General features: G+C 40.0%; 21 protein-coding genes. 15 read left to right on the top strand and 6 right to left on the bottom strand.

Translation table 11 applies throughout. The annotated features are described in order from the left end of the window. Together ACFPU1_RS08865 and hpf are read left to right on the top strand one after the other, a co-directional pair. Complete coding sequence (locus ACFPU1_RS08865) at nucleotides 1–1,137, top strand: zinc-dependent alcohol dehydrogenase (RefSeq protein ID WP_385940234.1); 1,137 nt, start codon at nucleotides 1–3, stop codon at nucleotides 1,135–1,137. 319 nt (nucleotides 1,138–1,456) lie between these two features. Beyond that, the gene (gene hpf / locus ACFPU1_RS08860; RefSeq protein ID WP_054636347.1) at nucleotides 1,457–2,002 is read left to right on the top strand and encodes a ribosome hibernation-promoting factor, HPF/YfiA family; all 546 of its coding nucleotides are present in this window, start codon (nucleotides 1,457–1,459) and stop codon (nucleotides 2,000–2,002) included. A 225-nt stretch (nucleotides 2,003–2,227) separates the two neighbouring features. Here hpf and ACFPU1_RS08855 read toward each other — a convergent pair whose 3' ends face one another. After that, nucleotides 2,228–2,665, bottom strand: coding sequence for a universal stress protein (locus ACFPU1_RS08855; RefSeq protein ID WP_385940232.1), 438 nt, complete (start codon nucleotides 2,663–2,665; stop codon nucleotides 2,228–2,230). A 31-nt stretch (nucleotides 2,666–2,696) separates the two neighbouring features. Continuing rightward, nucleotides 2,697–3,143: a universal stress protein gene (locus tag ACFPU1_RS08850; RefSeq protein WP_385940230.1), complete on the bottom strand. Its 447-nt coding sequence runs from the start codon at nucleotides 3,141–3,143 to the stop codon at nucleotides 2,697–2,699. A gap of 194 nt (nucleotides 3,144–3,337) precedes the next feature. On the opposite strand from ACFPU1_RS08850, the gene aroD reads away from it, so the two are divergent. Further along, nucleotides 3,338–4,111, top strand: a complete 774-nt coding sequence (gene aroD / locus ACFPU1_RS08845) for a type I 3-dehydroquinate dehydratase (protein WP_385940228.1) — start codon at nucleotides 3,338–3,340, stop codon at nucleotides 4,109–4,111. 140 nt (nucleotides 4,112–4,251) lie between these two features. Here the strand turns inward: aroD and fbpA are convergent, their stop codons facing one another. Further along, the gene (gene fbpA / locus ACFPU1_RS08840) at nucleotides 4,252–4,428 is read right to left on the bottom strand and encodes a Fur-regulated basic protein FbpA (protein ID WP_232725509.1); all 177 of its coding nucleotides are present in this window, start codon (nucleotides 4,426–4,428) and stop codon (nucleotides 4,252–4,254) included. A gap of 254 nt (nucleotides 4,429–4,682) precedes the next feature. Here fbpA and ACFPU1_RS08835 point away from each other — a divergent pair, with 254 nt between their 5' ends. The 5 genes from ACFPU1_RS08835 (at nucleotide 4,683) to ACFPU1_RS08815 (ending at nucleotide 9,292) form a co-directional block, all read left to right on the top strand. Next, the gene (locus ACFPU1_RS08835) at nucleotides 4,683–5,138 is read left to right on the top strand and encodes a MarR family winged helix-turn-helix transcriptional regulator (RefSeq protein ID WP_385940225.1); all 456 of its coding nucleotides are present in this window, start codon (nucleotides 4,683–4,685) and stop codon (nucleotides 5,136–5,138) included. Next, the gene (locus ACFPU1_RS08830) at nucleotides 5,138–6,517 is read left to right on the top strand and encodes an MATE family efflux transporter (protein ID WP_385940223.1); all 1,380 of its coding nucleotides are present in this window, start codon (nucleotides 5,138–5,140) and stop codon (nucleotides 6,515–6,517) included. Before ACFPU1_RS08835 ends, ACFPU1_RS08830 begins: the two co-directional genes overlap by 1 nt. A gap of 316 nt (nucleotides 6,518–6,833) precedes the next feature. After that, the gene (locus tag ACFPU1_RS08825; RefSeq protein WP_385940221.1) at nucleotides 6,834–8,045 is read left to right on the top strand and encodes an NAD(P)-dependent malic enzyme; all 1,212 of its coding nucleotides are present in this window, start codon (nucleotides 6,834–6,836) and stop codon (nucleotides 8,043–8,045) included. A 132-nt stretch (nucleotides 8,046–8,177) separates the two neighbouring features. Beyond that, complete coding sequence (locus ACFPU1_RS08820; protein ID WP_385940219.1) at nucleotides 8,178–8,558, top strand: hypothetical protein; 381 nt, start codon at nucleotides 8,178–8,180, stop codon at nucleotides 8,556–8,558. 170 nt (nucleotides 8,559–8,728) lie between these two features. Then, nucleotides 8,729–9,292, top strand: a complete 564-nt coding sequence (locus ACFPU1_RS08815) for a shikimate kinase (protein ID WP_385940217.1) — start codon at nucleotides 8,729–8,731, stop codon at nucleotides 9,290–9,292. Between the two features lie 41 nt (nucleotides 9,293–9,333). Here the strand turns inward: ACFPU1_RS08815 and ACFPU1_RS08810 are convergent, their stop codons facing one another. From ACFPU1_RS08810 to ACFPU1_RS08800, 3 genes are read right to left on the bottom strand one after another with little or no spacing between them, the layout of a single operon-like run. Then, nucleotides 9,334–10,059, bottom strand: coding sequence for a LutC/YkgG family protein (locus ACFPU1_RS08810; protein WP_385940215.1), 726 nt, complete (start codon nucleotides 10,057–10,059; stop codon nucleotides 9,334–9,336). Then, nucleotides 10,056–11,483: a LutB/LldF family L-lactate oxidation iron-sulfur protein gene (locus ACFPU1_RS08805; RefSeq protein WP_385940213.1), complete on the bottom strand. Its 1,428-nt coding sequence runs from the start codon at nucleotides 11,481–11,483 to the stop codon at nucleotides 10,056–10,058. The genes ACFPU1_RS08810 and ACFPU1_RS08805 overlap by 4 nt, the downstream gene beginning before the upstream one ends. Nucleotide 11,484: 1 nt before the next feature. After that, nucleotides 11,485–12,207 (bottom strand): (Fe-S)-binding protein, encoded by a 723-nt coding sequence (locus tag ACFPU1_RS08800; protein WP_385940211.1) that lies wholly within the window; start codon nucleotides 12,205–12,207, stop codon nucleotides 11,485–11,487. A gap of 297 nt (nucleotides 12,208–12,504) precedes the next feature. Here ACFPU1_RS08800 and ACFPU1_RS08795 point away from each other — a divergent pair, with 297 nt between their 5' ends. The 7 genes from ACFPU1_RS08795 to ACFPU1_RS08765 all read left to right on the top strand — a co-directional run bounded on the left by ACFPU1_RS08795 (nucleotide 12,505) and on the right by ACFPU1_RS08765 (nucleotide 19,146). Continuing rightward, entirely contained in the window at nucleotides 12,505–12,888 is a 384-nt protein-coding gene (locus ACFPU1_RS08795; protein ID WP_385940209.1) for a hypothetical protein, read from the top strand. Next, the gene (locus ACFPU1_RS08790; protein ID WP_269799457.1) at nucleotides 12,840–12,965 is read left to right on the top strand and encodes a hypothetical protein; all 126 of its coding nucleotides are present in this window, start codon (nucleotides 12,840–12,842) and stop codon (nucleotides 12,963–12,965) included. The genes ACFPU1_RS08795 and ACFPU1_RS08790 overlap by 49 nt, the downstream gene beginning before the upstream one ends. A 102-nt stretch (nucleotides 12,966–13,067) precedes the next feature. Beyond that, nucleotides 13,068–13,739, top strand: coding sequence for a phosphatase PAP2 family protein (locus ACFPU1_RS08785; RefSeq protein ID WP_054636355.1), 672 nt, complete (start codon nucleotides 13,068–13,070; stop codon nucleotides 13,737–13,739). Between the two features lie 23 nt (nucleotides 13,740–13,762). Next, nucleotides 13,763–14,440, top strand: coding sequence for an MOSC domain-containing protein (locus tag ACFPU1_RS08780; protein ID WP_385940207.1), 678 nt, complete (start codon nucleotides 13,763–13,765; stop codon nucleotides 14,438–14,440). A 205-nt stretch (nucleotides 14,441–14,645) separates the two neighbouring features. Next, nucleotides 14,646–16,256, top strand: a complete 1,611-nt coding sequence (gene dcuS, locus ACFPU1_RS08775; RefSeq protein ID WP_385940205.1) for a DcuS/MalK family sensor histidine kinase — start codon at nucleotides 14,646–14,648, stop codon at nucleotides 16,254–16,256. Next, a complete protein-coding gene (locus ACFPU1_RS08770; protein WP_385940203.1) occupies nucleotides 16,253–16,975 on the top strand; it encodes a response regulator in 723 nt (240 codons plus the stop codon). Before dcuS ends, ACFPU1_RS08770 begins: the two co-directional genes overlap by 4 nt. Nucleotides 16,976–17,466: 491 nt before the next feature. Further along, on the top strand, nucleotides 17,467–19,146 hold the full coding sequence (locus ACFPU1_RS08765; RefSeq protein WP_054636398.1) for an SLC13 family permease: 1,680 nt from the start codon (nucleotides 17,467–17,469) through the stop codon (nucleotides 19,144–19,146). The last annotated feature ends 73 nt before the right edge of the window (nucleotides 19,147–19,219 follow it).

Below are 19,219 nucleotides of genomic sequence, written 5' to 3'. Positions count from 1 at the left end.
ATGAAAGCAGTGACATATCAAGGGATCAAGGATGTAAGAGTCAAAGAAGTCCCTGCACCCAAAATCGAAAAACCAGATGATATTATTGTCAAATTAACCACAACTGCTATATGCGGCTCTGATCTTCACCTTATTCATGGAATGATTCCAAATTTTCCAGAAGATTATATTATTGGCCATGAGCCACAGGGTATTGTAGAAGAAACAGGTCCGGAAGTAACCAAAGTTAAAAAAGGGGATCGGGTCATCATTCCTTTTAACGTCAGCTGTGGAGAATGCTGGTTTTGTCAGCATGAATTAGAAAGCCAGTGTGATAATTCAAATGAAAATGGGGACATGGGAGCTTATTTTGGATACTCAGATACAGCAGGAGGGTATCCGGGCGGACAAGCTGAATATATGAGAGTGCCCTATGGAAATTTCGTTCCTTTCAAAATCCCTGAAGATAGTGAAATTGAAGATGAAAAGCTGGTTCTCCTTTCTGATGTCATGCCCACGGCCTATTGGAGTGTTGATAACGCCGGGGTGAAAAAGGGAGATACAGTAATTATTCTTGGGTGCGGACCTGTCGGCCTTATGGCTCAAAAGTTTGCCTGGCTGAAAGGAGCAGAAAGGGTCATAGCCGTCGATTACGTGGATTATCGTCTTCAGCATGCCAAGCGGACAAATAATGTAGAAATCATAAACTTTGAGCAGCAAAAAGAAATAGGGTTACATTTGAAGGAAATGACCAATGGCGGTGCGGAAGTAGTAATTGATTGTGTAGGCATGGACGGTAAGATGACTCCCCTTGAATTTTTAGCGACAGGAATGAAATTACATGGCGGTTCCATGAGTGCGATTACTATGGCAGCTCAGGCTGTGAGAAAAGCAGGTACTATTCAATTAACGGGCATATATGGAATGCGTTATAATGCTTTTCCTCTTGGCGATATATTTCAGCGCAACGTCAATATAAAAACCGGCCAGGCTCCAGTGATTCATTATATGCCTGCCCTTTACAATATGATTGCTGAAGGAACAGTCGATCCTGGGGATATTATTACTCACGTCCTGCCGTTAGAAGAAGCAAAACATGGGTATGAAGTATTTGATACAAAAACAGAAGAGTGTATAAAAGTCGTATTAAAACCGTAAAAAGAATTGATGTAGAGAGTATCTCTGGTGCCCAGAGGTGCTTTTTATTTATTTTTTAATGGCTTTGTTACATTTTGCTGGTGATTTTCGTTAAAAGCCGCTCGCTTGCATATAAAGGTACATGTGCGGTACCAGGCGTCTCGCACTTTTGTCAATCAAATGAGTTAAAAAACAACACAGAGCCTCTTTACTAGACAAAGGGTAAAATAAATGTGTGATAAACTTCACATCATCTTTATAAAGGAAAATATATAGTACTTATATAAGCTTCCATGTAAGAGGAGCTTGTAAATGGTGAACTGGTAAAGGAGAGATTCTAATGGAATTTGTCATAAGAGGTAAAGGAATGGAAGTAACAGAAAGCTTAAGAGAGTATTCTTTAAATAAACTCCAAAGAATTGAAAGATTCCTTGATCAAGCAAATGAAGCTGTTGTTCATGTAACGTTGAAAGTGACTCGGAATCAGCAGGGAGTGGAAGTTACAATTCCAAATGCGCCTATCATCCTTAGAGCTGAAGAGATGAACAAAGACATGTACGCTGCGATTGATGCAGTTATTGAAAAATTAGAACGCCAAATGAAAAAGTATAAAACTAAAGTTAACCGTAAATTCAGGAATGACAACAGCTTAAAAGCAATGAACAGCGAGGAGTATGGAGGAGGACAAGCTGTCCTTACAGAGGATCCAGAAGAAATTATACGGAAGAAAAGATTTGCATTAAAGCCTATGGATGAAGAAGAAGCAATTCTTCAAATGAACATGCTTGACCATCAATTCTTTGTTTACAAGGATATGGAAACAAATGAAACGAACGTCGTGTATAGACGTCATGACGGAAGGTACGGTCTTATACAGGGAGCGTAAGTATGATAAAACTACAAACTCCTTTTGCTGTGAGAAGCTCTTCTCACAGTTTTTTTTACATAACCTGTGAAATGTACCCTGGGGGCTCTTCGGCTCACTCGATTCCCGAAGACATTTTGGGCTATACAATCAAAATATTTATAAATACAATTCCTGACATTAACAAAACCTTGTAAAAATAGCCCCCCATTTTACTAAATGAGGGACTTTTAAGTTTCTTTTGCCCTAACGTCTTACGATCAATACATCACGTTTTGCGTTTCTGGCAACTTGTTCAGAAACACTGCCGATGACAAATCTTTCTACGGCTCCCAGCCCTGTTGCGCCGACAACAATCAAATCAGCCTGCCATTTGTCTGCAATTTCTCTGCCGAGCATGACTTTAGGGGAACCAAAATCCAGGGAGGTTTCTACATTCTCGATCCCGCTTTCAACGGCTTCTTTTTTATATTGATTCAAAAGCTGCTGTCCTGTATCTTCTATCCAGTTAGTGAAATTAGGGCTGTACGGCTCGATTCGAGAAAAGGAACGCAGGTCCACAACATGGGAGATGATGAGACGCGCTTTAGACTTTTTGCTAATCTTTAACGCCTTTTCGAAAGCATGTTTTGCCCCTTCTGAGCCATCAACAGCTACTAAAACATTCTTATATTGTAAAGTCATCTTTGTTTCCTCCTATGAAAAATGGTATAAACTAATCAGTAGACTTACGAACAATTAATACGTCGCAATCAGCACGACGGGCAATGTTTTCCGAAACGCTGCCAAGAAAGATCCGCTGTGCTGCATTAATGCCTGTGGCCCCGACTATGATTACGTCAGCTTCATGTTTTCTGGCAATTTCTGTTGGTATTTTCACTTTGGGTGTTCCATACTCAAGGACGGTTTCCACGTTGTTGATTCCACTATTGATTGCTTTTTCTTTATAATTTTCAAGCAGTTCTTCACCGTATTTTTTAGCTCTGAGAAATGCGGCGTCATCATATTGTTCGAGGGAAGAGGTAATTCTTGTATCTACGACATGGGAAATGATCAACTTAGCATCGTTTTCTTTGGCCAGCTCAAATCCTTTTTTGAGGGCTTGAAAGGATTCTTCTGAACTATCAACAGCTGCTAGAAGCGTTTTATATTCTTGGTTCATGTTTACTGCCTCCTTATTAAAACTCTCTATACTCTTATTATAAAAAAAGAGAAGAGAGCAAGGTGTGAGATCTGTCACACTTTATGGGTTTTAATTTTTGTGACCAGAAGTATATTTTGAGGCATCTGACTCTTCATTGATTAAAAAACTATGATCATTTAAAGTAATAGAATATATTAGTAAGGAGAAATTATATGAGTGAAATAAAAGGTAAGCTAGAAAATGGGAAAAATGCAGTAGGAGATAAACCTGAGATTTGTGTCCCCTTGATTGGTAAGGATGAGCAAGAAATCATGCAAGAGCTTGAAAAGATAGTGAAAGATAAACCAGACATTATAGAATGGCGGGCAGACTTCTTTAAGGACTTATCTAATGTTGAAAAAGTAATTTCCACCCTGCAAAAAATCAAAGAGAGTGGGAATGAAATACCCATTTTATTTACGATTAGAAGTGAAAAAGAAGGAGGACAACCTGCAAGAATTGGGGAAGAGGAGAAAATGGAAGTGTTTGCACAAGTTTGTGCAAGCGGATACGTTTCTTTTGTTGACTACGAATTAGCCAATAATCATGAAAGTATAGCAAGGCTTAGGCGTTTTTCGAAGGAAAATGGTGTTAAACTGCTCATTTCCCACCATAACTTTGAGGAAACCCCGGAATTGTCAGAAATGATCTCCAAATGTAAAGAAGCAGAATTATTACAGGCTGATATTGTTAAAATTGCTGTGATGCCAAATAATATGGATGATGTTCTTTTGTTGTTGGAAGCAACAAATAAATTATCTAAAATGTTAAGTGTCCCGTTAGTAACAATTTCAATGGGCAAGTATGGAGCCATAACAAGGATGTTAGGATGGGTCTTTGGTTCAGCAATCACTTTTGCAGTTGGGGAGCAGAGTTCAGCACCGGGCCAAATACCAATAGAGAAACTTAAAGAAATGATCAAACTAGCAGATGAATCAATGTCCTAACCTTTTATACCTCCTATAGTTGGAAAAGACTATTTCCAGCTAGGGAGGTTTTTGTTATGAAAACAAAACAAAAAGAACTCAATTGGATAATTCCAATGTAAGTTCTCTATTAAGAAAAGTAATAGAGTTTTGTATAAGAGTTATGCAGAAAAGACAGAAATCGTTTCACCCAAAAGCAAGTAAAGCTCGTTCTCTAACTCTTTCTCTGTTGCCTGGTAAAGCTGTCTGCCATCAGACATTTTATAAATATTGTGGTGCAAAAGGATATCAATCATTTCATTTTTATTGATGTAGTTTGATGTAACAGTAAAAGACATAGAAACCATACCCCCTAATATGTAAGCGCTTTCAATTTAATTATAGTTTATCTCTATGAACCTGTCAATTTGCAATTACAAAAATTAGTAAATGAATATATTATTTTCTTACTTCCATTTTTTTCTTAGACAATTTTATTAGCTTCCTAATAAAAAAGAATAGCTTCTATTACCATATATTTATGATGATTATCTCATTTACATTAGGAAAAGAAAGGAGTATACTCATTAATTGTTTAGGAGGCTAACTATTTATGAAAAAGTTAGAGGAAAATTTGAGCTATAACATAGGAGTGCTGGCTCACCTGTTGCGTAATCACCACAACCAGGTATTGATGAGTTTTGATCTGAGTTTTTCGCAAGCTAAAGTTCTTTATTTTTTGCATGAGTTTGGTGAGCAAAGTCAATCTTCTCTGCAAAAACGGTTATATATACAGCCTTCATCTATGAATGGACTGGTAGAATCAATGGTTAAGAAAAACCTTATTGAAAAAAAAGAAAGCCAGCTTGACCGAAGGACAAAGCTCATTTCTTTGACCGAAAAGGGAATAGAAACAGAAGGAAGACTGCGAGAAGTAAGAGAAGAGGTTGAAACCGACCTTGTGAGGGACTTTGAGCCGGCAGAAAGGGAATTGCTTCTTAGCTGGCTTAAGAAAATGACTCTGAGAATGCAGCAAAGAAACGGCCAGAATGAAAAGGAGTTAAAGTAATGAAAAAGCAAAGTGACCAGCTTGGAACTGAACCGATTCCCAAGCTATTAAGAAACATCTCCGTCCCTGCTATGATAGGGATGTTTGTCATGGCTTTATATAACGTAGTTGATACAATCTTTATTTCTCATGGGGTTGGTCTGGACGCAGTAGCAGGAGTGACGATTGCCTTCCCTGTTATGATGATTATGATGGCTGTAGCAGCGGCTTTTGGAATGGGTGGTGCTTCGGTCATTTCACGGCGGCTTGGAGCCCAGAAAAAAGATGATGCCGATAAAGTATTAGGAAATATCCTGTTTATGATTCTTTTGATAGGGGCTGTTTCCTTTATAGGAGCTTTCACGATCATTGAGCCGCTTGCTCAATTGTTCGGAGCAACTCCCGAAGTTCTTTCCTATGCAGTAGAGTACCTGTTTCCGATTCTTATTGGGTCCGTTTTCTTTGCTTTTGGTTTTACAGCAAATGCCATTATTCGATCAGAAGGGAATTCCCGTTTTGCCATGTTGACGATGGTCATCCCTTCGATTCTGAATATTATTTTAAGCCCCATTTTTATATTTGTATTTAACATGGGTGTAGGCGGGGCTGCAATAGCTACTGTTTTGTCACAAGGAATTATTAGTGTCATCGTTCTATGGTATTTCCTGACAGGACGGAGTACATTAACGATTAAGATTGAAAACCTGCTTCCTCAATGGGTGATTATCAAGGAAGTGTCTGTTATAGGGTTTCCGGCTTTTGTCCGTCAGTCATCAGGAAGCGTAATGATGATAGCAATAAACACAATGCTAATCCGTTATGGCGGTGAATTCTACGTCAGTGTGTTTGGTATTGTTCAAAGAATAGCGATGTTTACGTTGATGCCCATGATGGGGATTCTTCAGGGAATGCAGCCTATCGTAGGGTATAATTACGGAGCAAAACAATACGGGAGAATGAGGGAAACCATTCTCCTGAGCTTTAAAGTTGTAACTGTTATATCAACTTTTATTTTTGTTCTAATGATTGCTGTACCTGCCCCATTTATGAGAGTCTTTACAAGTGACCCTGCAACGATAGAATCCGGTGTGGAGGCTATAAGAATTATGTTTGCTGCAGCCTTTTTGATTGGGGCGCAGGTGTTAAGCGGCGGATTATACCAGGCATTGGGCATGGCAAAACCAGCTCTTGTGTTATCAATGGCAAGGCAAATATTGTTTTTGATTCCTTTGGTCCTTATCCTGCCATCATTTTTAGGGGTGTACGGTGTATGGATAGCTTTCCCCCTTGCAGATATCCTTGCTTGCGCACTAGCTGCCATTTTCTTATGGAAAGACAGAGAGTTGTTTTTTAAGAAAAAAGACAAAGATCATACAATGGAACAGGAAGCAAAAGCCTAGAATAGTAATCAAATAAAAGCTGAATATGAATCTTTCTAAGGGCCGGTCCCATATGAGAACCGGTCCTTTTCATGTAAGGACCAAAGCAGGTTTTCTCCCATTAAGGGAGAGAAAACGACAAGGAATTTAGATTTACTATAGACAAAAAGCAGAAAAACAAATAAAATAAATATTCAGAATAATTTTTCAAATCATAGGGAGGGCAGCAGGAAAGGTAAGGAAATAATCTGGGTGATTGTTAAAAAACGTAAGAGAAGTATTCATGCCCTTTTGGCTGGCTTTAATATTTCCTTATGAATAAGAAAGGGGAAGAGACATGAGCAATCTTAGGGAGAGAGCTTTAGCTCTGCACAAAGAACATAGAGGAAAGTTACATGTGAACGTTAAAATGCCTGTTAATGATGGAAATGATCTTAGCCTTGTCTACTCCCCTGGAGTAGCTGAACCGTGTAAAGAAATTGCCGAGGATCCTGAAAAAATTTATGACTATACGAGCAAAAGTAATCTAGTAGGTGTAGTCTCAAATGGTTCGGCCGTTTTAGGATTAGGAAATATTGGGGCAGGAGCTTCCATGCCAGTAATGGAGGGGAAAGCAGCATTATTTAAGGAATTTGCGGGCCTTGATGCTTTTCCAATTTGTTTGGATGAATCAGACCCTGAAAAATTAATCCAGACAATTAAAATGCTGGAGCCCACTTTTGGAGGTATAAATTTAGAAGACATTGCTGCACCTGATTGCTTTTTGATTGAGCAAAGGTTGAAAGAAGAAATGAATATCCCTGTCTTTCATGATGACCAGCATGGAACAGCCATTGTGACTGCTGCGGGTCTTATTAATGCCTTGAGGATCGTGGATAAAAAGGTGGAAAATATCAAGGTGGTTATTAACGGTGCCGGCTCTGCAGGTGTGGCTGTTACCAAGCTGTTAAGAACGATTGGAATAAATAATATCATCATCTGCGATTCTATCGGTCCTATTTATAAAGGGCGCACTGAAAGAATGACACCGGTTAAAGAAGAATTAGCAGAGTTGACCAATAGTCAGGGCGTGCAGGGCAGTTTGGAGGATGCCATTATCGGAGCCGATGTGTTTATTGGCGTATCGGTGGCCGGCGCACTCACACAAGAAATGGTGGAAGTAATGAGTGAGGACAGCATTATTTTTGCCATGGCTAATCCTGTTCCTGAGATCATGCCTGCTGAAGCGTTAGCTGCAGGAGCGAAGGTAATAGGAACAGGCAGGTCTGATTTACCTAACCAGGTAAATAATGTGCTGGCCTTTCCAGGTATTTTCCGGGGTGCACTGGACTGCCGCGCCTCTACAATTAATGAGGAAATGAAGCTGGCAGCCGTGTATGGGATAGCAGACCTTATACCAGAATGGGAGCTATCTCCTGAATATATTATCCCTCAGCCATTTGATAAAAGAGTGGTTCCCGCGGTGAGGGGTGCAGTAATTGAGGCGGCTATCAATTCTGGCGCTGCCCTTCTGAAGAAGGGAAATGAGTCTGTGAAGACAGGAATTTAATGCGTTTGTAAATAGGTAAAGGAGTTAGAAGGTTTCGTTCTAACTCCTTTCTATATTTACATAATGATGGGGAAAGCGAATGGATACCAGGTATGAAACAAACACTACATAAAAAATACAGGGTGATCGGCGTTGAAGAAAAACAAGGTGACTAAGCTGACGAATCATGAACCACTTGAGCTGAACAAGATCATTGAAGGATTAGGATTTACAAAAAATTTTCGCTCAGCTACTGCAGAGGAATGGTATGTATTTATACCCGGCTTTGAAGATCCTTCCCTTGGGGGGGCACCTGCAAAGGTGTTTATCCAATACGATCTACAAGGAAACAGAGATGTGTTTATCAATACCACGATTATAATAAATGATCCCGAACTGCACCAGCAAGAAAAGAGCCTGCTCATACAGCAGATAGCTGACGAACTGATCAACAGGCTCGTAGGATACGCAGATACGCTTCTTACAGTTCATGCAGGAGAAAATAGTTACGATGCGGAATACATTAAAGAGTAAGTCATAAACATAACGGTCACATCTTAAAAAGGTTGAGCATACTCATGGAAGAAAAAAAGGCACAAATATTTTGGAATGGTCATTTCTGCCTTCTTATTGACTTTCACCATTTACTGCATTAAAATTTTCACCATAATATGTGACCTTCATAAAAAAGGAAGTTGTTATAAATGGGACCAAAAGTTTATCCGTTAAGAGAGCGAAATATTGTTTTAATAGGTTTTATGGGTGTGGGAAAAACAAGCGTAGGTTCTTTGCTTGCCAAAAATCTATTTCGTGATTTTATAGACATAGATCAGGAAATAGAAAAAAAGTATAGTATGAAGGTGCCGGATATATTTAAAGAACTGGGAGAAAAGAAATTCAGAGAAATGGAAAGGGAAATGACGATCAGCTGGTGCAGGGATACCCGCTTAAAAGTCATTTCTTTAGGTGGAGGAGCATACGCACAGCCTGATATCAGAAAGGTGTGCTTAGAATCTAATATCGTTATTTCTTTAGATTTGACGTGGGATTCCTGGAAAGACCGGCTTGATCTGATTATAGACAGCCGCCCTGTGCTTCAAAACAAAAGTCTGGAAGAAATTGAAGCTCTTTATAAAGAAAGAGAACAAATGTATAAGCTCAACAGCTTTGAAGTAGAAACCGATGAGAAAGACGTTGAAGAGGTTGTTGATTATATCGTTAGCTCGTTAAAGCTAGGCTGGGAATTGTACCAGCCACAGCCGGAATAAATGAGAGGTCCGGGCCTAATATATAGTGGCCCGGACCTCTTTTATTTGTCATCAATAATAATGTAGGTAGCCCTGACAGGACCATGGACACCGACAACTAAATTTAACTCGATATCAGCACTGTTGCTTGGACCTGAAATGAAGTTGACACATGAAGCCACATCATTGCCTCTTTCGATTTCATGATGAATGAAAGAAGCAGCCTGGGTCATTCTTGGTACTAGCGAGCTTTTAGGAATAAGAGCAATGTAGTTTGTTGGCAGTAAACTGACTGATCGTCCTTTACCAGAGCCGCTAAACAAAACCACTGTTCCTGATTCGGCCAATGTTATATCACTAAAAGTGATTCCTACGTCAGCTTTTTCAGTCATCTTGACATTTTCTTCTCTTGAAAGGGTGGGATCCCATGTAAATGAATCGATATCCTGCTCTGGGCATTCTTTTGTGAAAAATTCAGAGAGCCCATATTCGAAAAAGCGCTCATCTTTCCAGGTGACAAGAGAAGAAGCATTAAGATTCATTAGTTCTTGGCGTATGGTTTCTTTTAAGTCAGACACAGAGGTTTCTACAAGCTGAGTGTGAATAGCCAAGCATTGTTTTTTCAGTACCTCGACAAGCTCCTCCTGGTTGGCATTACGTAACACTTCCCACTGGGGAGAGTTTTTCCATACAGGGCGAGCCACTGGGTCAGTTTTACGGGGACGGTTTAATTTATCTGCAATCATTCCTAAAAAGCTGTCTTTGTTTTCCACGGTTCCTTTGTTCATGATTGGCCCTCCTTCCGGTGCTTTTTAAACCACTCTCTGAAAGAATCTTTTTTAGGAGCAGGAAGATCACGAATATCAGTCCACGGCTTCATTGGTCCCGGGCCTCTGGAAATAATTTCGTTTCTGGCGAACGGAACAGTCATTTGCGGAGCTGACTTTACACCAATACGATACCAGGTGGAAGAAGTGGCTACCATTTCAAATCCTCTCATTGCCATTCTTTCTCCAAAGCTTGTTTTCTTTTCTTCCTCCACGATCTTTCGACGATGGCTGATTAGAAGCTCATGAAGAGGAATTTTTACCGGACAGGCATCTGTGCATGCAGCGCATAAAGAAGAGGCATAAGGCAATTCTTTATAATCATCATAGCCCCCCAAAAGAGGTGTCAGTACTGCTCCGATGGGCCCGGGATAGATAGAACCGTAGGAGTGACCGCCTACATGTCTGTAAACAGGGCATACATTTATACAGGCAGCACAACGAATACAGTGAAGGGCAGATTGAAATTCTGTTCCCAGGATATTCGAGCGGCCATTATCAACAATGACCAGGTGAAATTCTTCAGGTCCGTCTGCATCTTCTTCATCTTTTGGACCTGTAAGTCCTGTAATATAGCTTGTCAGCTTTTGTCCGACAGCGCTTCGGCATAACAGGGAGACCAGTATATCAAGTTCTTCCCACGTTGGAACAATTCTTTCCATCCCCATAACGGCAATCTGAGTTTTGGGAAGGGAGGAAACGAGTCTTGCATTTCCTTCATTTGTCACGAGAGAAATGGAACCTGATTCTGCAACGGCAAAATTACAGCCAGTAATACCCAGGTCAGCAGACAAAAATTCTTTCCTAAGCATCTCTCTTGCAAAGAGGGTAAGCTCTTCTGGTTTTTCAGTGTTGGTGTAGCCCTTTTTTTCACGAAAAGTATCACGAATTTGTTCTTTATTTTTGTGGAGAGCAGGGACAACGATGTGGGAGGGAGGGTCGTGATCGTCAATTTGAAGAATGTATTCACCGAGATCCGTTTCAATCACTTCACAACCCATCTCTTCCAAGACGTGATTCATGTTGATTTCTTCTGTGACCATGGACTTTGATTTAACGATCTTTTTAGCTTCCTTAGTCTGAGCTACTTTTTTTATATAGTCATTTGCCTCTTCCGGTGTCTGAGCAAAAAAGACATGACCCCCTCGGCTGCTGAGGTTTTCAGCCAGCTGCTCTAGGTAATAATCAAGGTTTTCTAACGTATGTGAACGGATTTCTTCACCAAGCTCCCGCCATTTCTCCCAGTCTCCCAATTCTTCAGAAGCTTTTGCCCGCCTGTCCTGCATGCGTTCTTGCGCTCCTGCTACAGCTTTTCGCATAAAGCTGTTTTGGATGCCGTCTTCAACCCGTCCAAAAAAATCTTTTTCTCCTATTTTCATTGGCATGTTATTTCACCTCGTTATTCAAAACTTCGGCAATATGCATTACTTTAATTGGTTTCCCTAAGCGGTTAATCCGACCGCCGATATTCATCAGACAACCACAGTCTCCCCCAATAAGAATTTCTGCTCCTGTCTCTTCTATGTGGGCTACTTTCTCATCTACCATTTGTTCGGAAATCGGTGTCATTTTCACAGAGAAAGTTCCCCCGAACCCGCAGCAGTCCTGGCTGTTAGGAAGTTCTTTTATCTCTAAGTCCTCCACTTTTGAAAGAAGGGTTTGGGGAGCGTCAGTCACCTTTAACAGACGGGTCATATGACAGGATTTATGGTAAGCAGCTGAAGCGGGAAATCTTGCAGAAATTTCTTCAACCTTTACTACTTCCACTAGAAATTGCGTAAGCTCATAGGATTTCCTGCTTAGGTTTCTCGCTTTATCCGCCCATTCCTTGTCCTTGCTTAATAAGTGCTCATATTCTTTTACCATGGCTATACAAGAACCAGAGGGAGCTACAACATAATCAGCATCCTCAAACACTTCAATGAAATGTTTAGCGATTCTTTTCGACTCTTTATGATAACCGCTGTTATAGGCTGGCTGCCCGCAGCACGTTTGGTTTACTGGGAAATCAACTTCGCACCCATACTTTTCAAGCAGCTCGACTGTACTTTTTCCAACGTTTGAGTACATTACATCAGCTAAGCATGTGATAAATAATGAGACTTTCATTCTAATCCCCTCGCCTTTTGAGAAATCGCTTACAAAGATCTTTTAAAGCCATTTTAACAGAGTAATGTGAGAAAATGCTTTATTTTTTGATAATAATAGATAATGAATTGTTTTATCCTGGCGTATAACGTGTTTTTTTCTTTATTGACGGTTTCAATACCTGATTTATACTTAAAGCTATAGTGGCAAACGGGGATCTTTAGGGATAGAAAAGGAAGAAAATATTCATATGTGTGAAAGAATGGAACCATAATATAGTATGTATACTTACTAAGTTCCCTGGAAAGGAGGCAGAAGATGAAGCTTTTTCTTCTTTGCAGTTTAGGCATAGTTACTTTCTCTATGACAACAGGTCTGGATAAAGCCCATAATGTCTTATTGCTGCCTTCAGTAGCATACAGTGATGGGGAAATGGTGCCAGAGCCGTTGAATATTTTTTATACTTCAGTGAAAACGGGAGATATATATTTCCTCGAAGCAAATAGAGAAGAAACAACGAATATTGAATTTATATCTGATGAGTCGGTTGCACTTATGTTAAAATATTTATTGTCTTTACCTGTGAAATTCCAGTCTACTTTTATCTTTGATGAGATTGCTGAGAGAATATCAAAGGTAAAGGAGGACAACGTATGGAAAGCAGAGCTGGTAATGAAACAAAAGAAGCTCTACGCGGCCTGACTGTAGGAGTTATCTTAATGATCGTTGGTTTTGCGATTGCTCATTATGTTTTCGGTATGCCTTTTTTTCCAAATTAAAAAACAAGAGGAGCTGTTACTTCCCATGGCTCCTCTTTCCTTTTAAAGGAGCCAAGAATGCGCACTTTCAGATGAATAAGGAGACAAGGAGATTTTTTACATATGGATTTTACTAACAAGAAAATAACAGCTGGACTGGCTTTAATGATGTTTGTTATATCCTTCCTTATCGGGAGTTGGACTTTTGCCATTGATTTTGATATCTTTCATTGGTTTCAAGGAATAACAGAAACAGCGTTCGGCCAGTGGCTCTATAATGCAGCACTCATCTTTTCAAGCCTTGGAGCCCCGGAGATCATTCTATTTGTCACCATATTTTCAGCACTGTTACTTTGGATAAAAAAGTATAGATTTGAAGCTTTGTCTTTTGTACTGCTTACTGGTACTGGAATTGTTTTTAATTATCTTTTAAAAGTATTTTTTCAAAGAGAACGGCCGGGAGAAGCGCGAAGCATAGAAGTTTTCCAGTTTAGTCTGGATATTCCGTCCTTTAGCTTTCCAAGCGGACATACGATGCGTATTACGCTTCTATGCTTATTGCTTTTTTATGTATGGGACAGGGTCATAAGAAAAGGCGGGATGGTAAAAGGCACCGTCATTCTTCTTCTTTTTGTTATTGCTATTGGAACCTCGCTTGCCCGGGTAGTCCTGGGCTGGCATTACCCAACTGATATCCTGGCCGCTATATTGTTTTCACTTGGTTTATTTCTTTTGTTTTATTCTGGTGAGGAGAAACTTAGAGGTAAATTCCAACAAAGCTTTCTTAGGAAGTAACTAGTCAACAAAGGATATTATTTATGGTGGGAGCTGGTACAGTGGAAAAAGGAAGCGTAGTTTCATTAAATACTGGCAAGGCAAAAAAATTAAGCCATCAAGGGGAAAATGAAATATTGTCTGGTATCTATAAGGAGGCAGTAAAAGAGAAGGCCCTGTATTTATCCTTTTATAACCTTGACGGAGATGAGCAAGCTGACCTGGTAAATCATGGAGGGATAGATAAGGCTGTATGTGTGTATCCATTTGAACACTATAAATATTGGAAAAACAGGTTTCCAGGCTCTTGGCCATCAGGCTCCTTTGGTGAAAATGTAACTTTACAAGGCTATACGGAAACGAACACGTGCATTGGAGATATATTTCAGTGGGGGGAATCCCTTGTAGAAGTAGCTCAACCGAGAAAGCCCTGTCATAAGCTGGCCAAACGCCATGGAATTAAAGAACTGCCTTTGGATGTACAAAATACGGGTTATACTGGCTATTACGTCAGAGTTCTGGAAGAAGGGTATGTGTCGGACAATGACTTGTTTATCCTGAAGAACAGAGGTTCAGATGTCTCAATAGATTTTGTGAATCAAGTTACCTACCACCATCAGCCTGATCAAAAAAGCCTGAAAAGGTTGACTGAGCTTCCACAGCTTACTGACAGTTGGAGACTTTCATTTGAAAAGAAATTAAAAAAACTAGAAGAAATGTAAAACATTACAACCTGGCGTTCAATTCTATTAAAATTTTCAATGAATTGAGCGCTAATTTTGTATGATAAAATATAATCAATACGTTGAGAAAAAACATAAAAGCTGAACATCAACCAAGACTTTTGATATAGTGTCTTTAGCAGAAATGCAGAACAGTGGCTGACGTGGTATCCTGCCTCCAGCAGTCACAGCCGGGGAGAGTTCCATGCGAGAGATCTTAGAAAGAGTTAGAAAGTCTATTGGGCTCCAAGCCTGGATGACAATATTAATATGTATTGTGCTGGTCGTATCCCTTGCCTTAACCGGAGTGTTCGCGGGCAATTACACGACACACCAAACGCGTGAGCATCAGGCTGATAAGGTTATGTCGATAGCGAGAAGTGTAAGTTGGTCGGAAGCAGTACAAGAAAGCTTGCATAATGAAGAGGCTGATGAACATGTCCAAGCCTACACTCGTACCGTTCAGGAAGATACAGAGGTAGAATACATTGTGGTTATGAATATGGAAGGTTTACGTTTTTCCCATCCAGTACAAGACAGAATTGGAGAATATTTTGTGGGGAACGATGAGTCGAGAGCTTTTACCGGGGAAAGCTATACGTCAATTGCAGAAGGGACATTAGGGGAATCACTACGTGCCTTTGTGCCCGTATGGTCTGGTGACGAGCAATTAGGAGTCGTTTCTGTGGGAATTTTAATTGATAACATTGAGGAAGAAGTGTTAGAGTCTCAATCTGTTGTATTCTTTGGCACATTGATGGGTCTTTTAGTAGGACTTTTAGGAGCCCTTGCTCTGGCCCAAAGAGTGAAACAAACCATGCACGGCCTGGAACCTCAAGAAATTGCCCAGCTGGTTAAAGAACGAGATGCCATGCTTGCTTCAGTACGGGAAGGGATTATTGCTGTAAATGATAAGGGTGAAGTCGTTGTTGCTAATGAAGAGGCTAAAGAGTATTTCCAGCGAGCAGGTTTTATGAAAGACCCTATCGGAGAACAAATTGATACCTTTCTCCCTGAGCTCGGAATGAAAAACATTATCGACAATGAAAAGGGTGAGTATGACCGCGAGGAAACGCTTGGAAGTATAGATATTATTATCAGCAGGGTTCCTGTCATAACTGATAAGAAGATTGTAGGGGCAGTGGCAACATTTAGAGAGAAAACAGAGCTTACTACATTAATTGATCAGCTTACTGATGCCAAAACGTACGCAGAAACCTTGCGTGTCCATACACACGAATTTATGAACCGTCTTCACGTGATGTCCGCCATGGTTCATACTGAGTCATATGAGGAGTTAAAGGAGTATATTGATCAGATCTCCAAAAATTATCAAAAGGAAATCGGCTCTGTTTCCCGCCTTGTAAAGGATCCTGTATTAGCTGGATATATACTGAACAAAATGAGTCAACTGAGAGAAGAGGGTGTGACAGTAGATCTTAAAGGAGAATATCCGTTACCTGACCTAAAGGATTCAGAGCAGATGGATGGTTTAATTACAATCATTGGGAACTTAAGTGAAAATGCTTATGAAGCAGTTAAAAATCAAGAGGAAAAGAAAGTCACATTTACTGTAAATTATGAAGAGGGTTATTTTTATTTTAAAGTCCAAGATAATGGACATGGAATTGACCCTTCCGATAAAGACTATATATTTGAAAAAGGCAGGTCAGGAAAAGGACAGAATCGCGGGTACGGCTTGTACTTAACAAAGAGAGCCCTTGATAATGTAAATGGGTCAGTGGAAGTCATATCTGAAAAAGAAGAAGGTACGACATTTGCAGTGAAAGTTCCTTATAAAGGGGAAGAAGTATGATAAATGTGTTAATAGTAGAAGACGATCCGATGGTTGCTAAGTTTAATAAAATTTATCTTGAAAAAATTAATGGTTTTCATGCGGCGGGTATTGTTCATAACGTTAAAGAAGCATGGAAGGTTTTGAAACAAGAGAAAATCGATCTTCTTTTATTGGATGTTTATATGACTGACGATACTGGTCTTGATATGCTCGTTGAACTGCGAAGAGAAGGCAGCAATATTGATGCAATTGTTATTACGGCTGCCAATGATAATACCTCTATAAAAACGGCTTTACGCTATGGAGCGGTTGATTATTTGATTAAACCCTTTGACTTTGAAAGATTTAAAGAATCTTTACTGCAATACAAAAAGAAAGCTGAATTAATGAAAGATGAACAGGCTGTCAGCCAGGAGGAGCTGGATGCGTTTCTTTTAAGAAAAAAAAGATCTAATTATAACCCCCTGGAACTGCCTAAAGGGCTTACAGAAGTTACTTTTGCTATCATTGCTAAACAAATTCTTGACTGGGAAACGACATCGTTTTCCACAGCGGATGTGGCCAAAGAAACGGGGATATCACGTGTGTCTACTCGAAAATACTTACAGCACCTTGTGGATATAGAAATATTGCTTGTCCAGGTGAGTTATCAAACGACGGGGAGACCCCTTCATAGATATCGCCTGAAATCAGAAAAAAAGGATGTGCTTCAGTCTTTTGTAGCCTCTGTTGACTAGCTCTGGATACATTGTGAGAATATCCAAATGTAATGTCAGGACATGCTGTTGAGAAAGGATTTTCAACAGCATGTTTTTAATGTTTAAACCTATTATTCCTATAAGTATAGTAAACAAAATAAGCTGTTTTTCATGAGGCATATGAGGAAGCAATAGAAACCTCTGATCTGTTTTTTTCGCAGGAGATCAAAGAAAACACATGCTTGGCTCCTTGAATACATGAGCAAGTGAAAATTTTTCTCTGCCATATTTTCAAAAGACAATCTGTCTGCTCCTTCTTTACTTATCCAGGTGCGGGAAATTACTCGTGTTTTCGTTTTAGTAAGAAAGAAGCTGTTAATTGTAACAGTCGTTTCTATAAAATTCTTAAAATAGGGAATATATTTGATTTTTTTACTTACAAAAGGTTTGTAATAGTTACAAAAGATATACTTCGACAAAATATTCAATTAATCTTATGGTAAGCGTTTACAGGAAGGGTGAAAAAGCTTATGGAAAGAAGTTCACTTACATCGTCGATTTGGAAAAGTCTATGGGCTTCTTCAACTCAGACAAAGAAATTGTTAACTTTTTCTCAATTTAAGGAAATGGGTAACAAGAACAACGGTGCTGATTCACAAGAAAAGAATACTGATTCGAATACTTCATCCGGTGGTCCCCAAGGTCCGTCTGGAGATTCAAATAAGCCTGCTTATACTCGTGCACAATTAGTAGGACTTATTTTAGGGCCATTGTTATTTGCCCTGACACTTATGTTTTTCAGGCCGGAAGGATTATCTTCCGAAGGGCTTGCAGTGCTGGCAGTTACAATGTGGATTGCAACATGGTGGATCACGGAAGCCATACCTATTCCGGCTACCTCGCTCCTGCCTATTATTCTCCTGCCTCTTACAGGAGCATTAGATGGCGACACTGTTGTATCAGCTTATGGAAATGATATTATTTTCTTATTCCTTGGAGGATTCTTTATTGCGACCGCAATGGAAAAATGGAACCTTCACAAGCGGATGGCATTAGCCATTATAGGTCTTATTGGTACAAGCACACAGCGTATTATCCTTGGATTTATGATTGCCACAGGTTTTCTTTCCATGTGGGTTTCCAATACTGCAGCGGTTATGATGATGATTCCAATCGGCCTGGCCATCACCTATCAAGTATCCGAAGCGTTGAAAGGTGATAAAAGCAGTGAAAGTGAAATTAAGAAATTTGAGAAAGCCATTATTTTTGGTATTGGATATGCAGGGACAGCTGGTGGACTAGGTACATTGATTGGTACACCGCCGAATATTATCCTTGCCGGGACTGTTAATGAATTATTTGGTACCGAAATTTCGTTTGCCAGCTGGATGGCATTCGCAGCACCATTAGTATTTATCTTGCTTGTAGGTACGTGGCTGTACCTTACAAAAGTGGTTTACCCTATTAAATTAAAACAACTTCCTGGTGGAAGAGAGCTTATTCAAAAGGAAAAGGCGGCTCTTGGAGTAACATCACCAGAAGAAAAAGCAGTACTAGCTGTCTTCTTGTTTGCAGCGTTTATGTGGATTACACGAACGTTCTTATGGGATGCAGATGGAATCGTGGAAATCCCAGGTCTTACGGATGGTATGATCGCTATTACGGCTACCATTCTGCTGTTCCTAATTCCAGCGGGACAAGGAAAAGAAGCAAAGATTTTGGATTGGAAAGATTCAAAAGAGATTCCTTGGGGAATTCTTCTCTTGTTCGGCGGTGGTTTGGCTATAGCTGCCGGCTTTAGTGAAACAGGACTTTCCGGATGGATTGGAGAGCAGCTGACAGTTCTTGAAGGCATGAACTTTATCTTAATTGTACTAGTAGCGACAGCTTTGGTATTGTTCTTAACAGAAATCACTTCAAATACTGCTACGGGAACGATGATCCTGCCAGTAGTTGCGTCTCTTGCGATTGCTTTAAATATCCACCCGTACGCTCTGATGGTACCTTGTGCGATGGCAGCTAACTGTGCATTTATGCTTCCAGTTGGTACGCCGCCAAATGCCATTATCTTCGGGACAGGAAAACTGAAGATTATCGAAATGGTAAAGAACGGTTTCTGGATAAATATTGTTGCTATTATTCTCATCGTGGTGTTTGTCACTCTTTGGCTTCCAATGCTATGGGGAATCGATCTCCAGCAGGGGCTCTAACGATAACAAAATAGTCGTTCCTTTAATAAAACAGGTCCGCCAGGTTGATCATATAACCGCGGGCCTGTTTTTT

The organism is Thalassorhabdus alkalitolerans, from assembly GCF_042656525.1.
GTDB lineage: Bacteria > Bacillota > Bacilli > Bacillales > Marinococcaceae > Thalassorhabdus > Thalassorhabdus alkalitolerans.
Note: the sequence above shows the minus strand (reverse complement) of the source record. Positions and strands in the feature narration are given on the sequence as shown.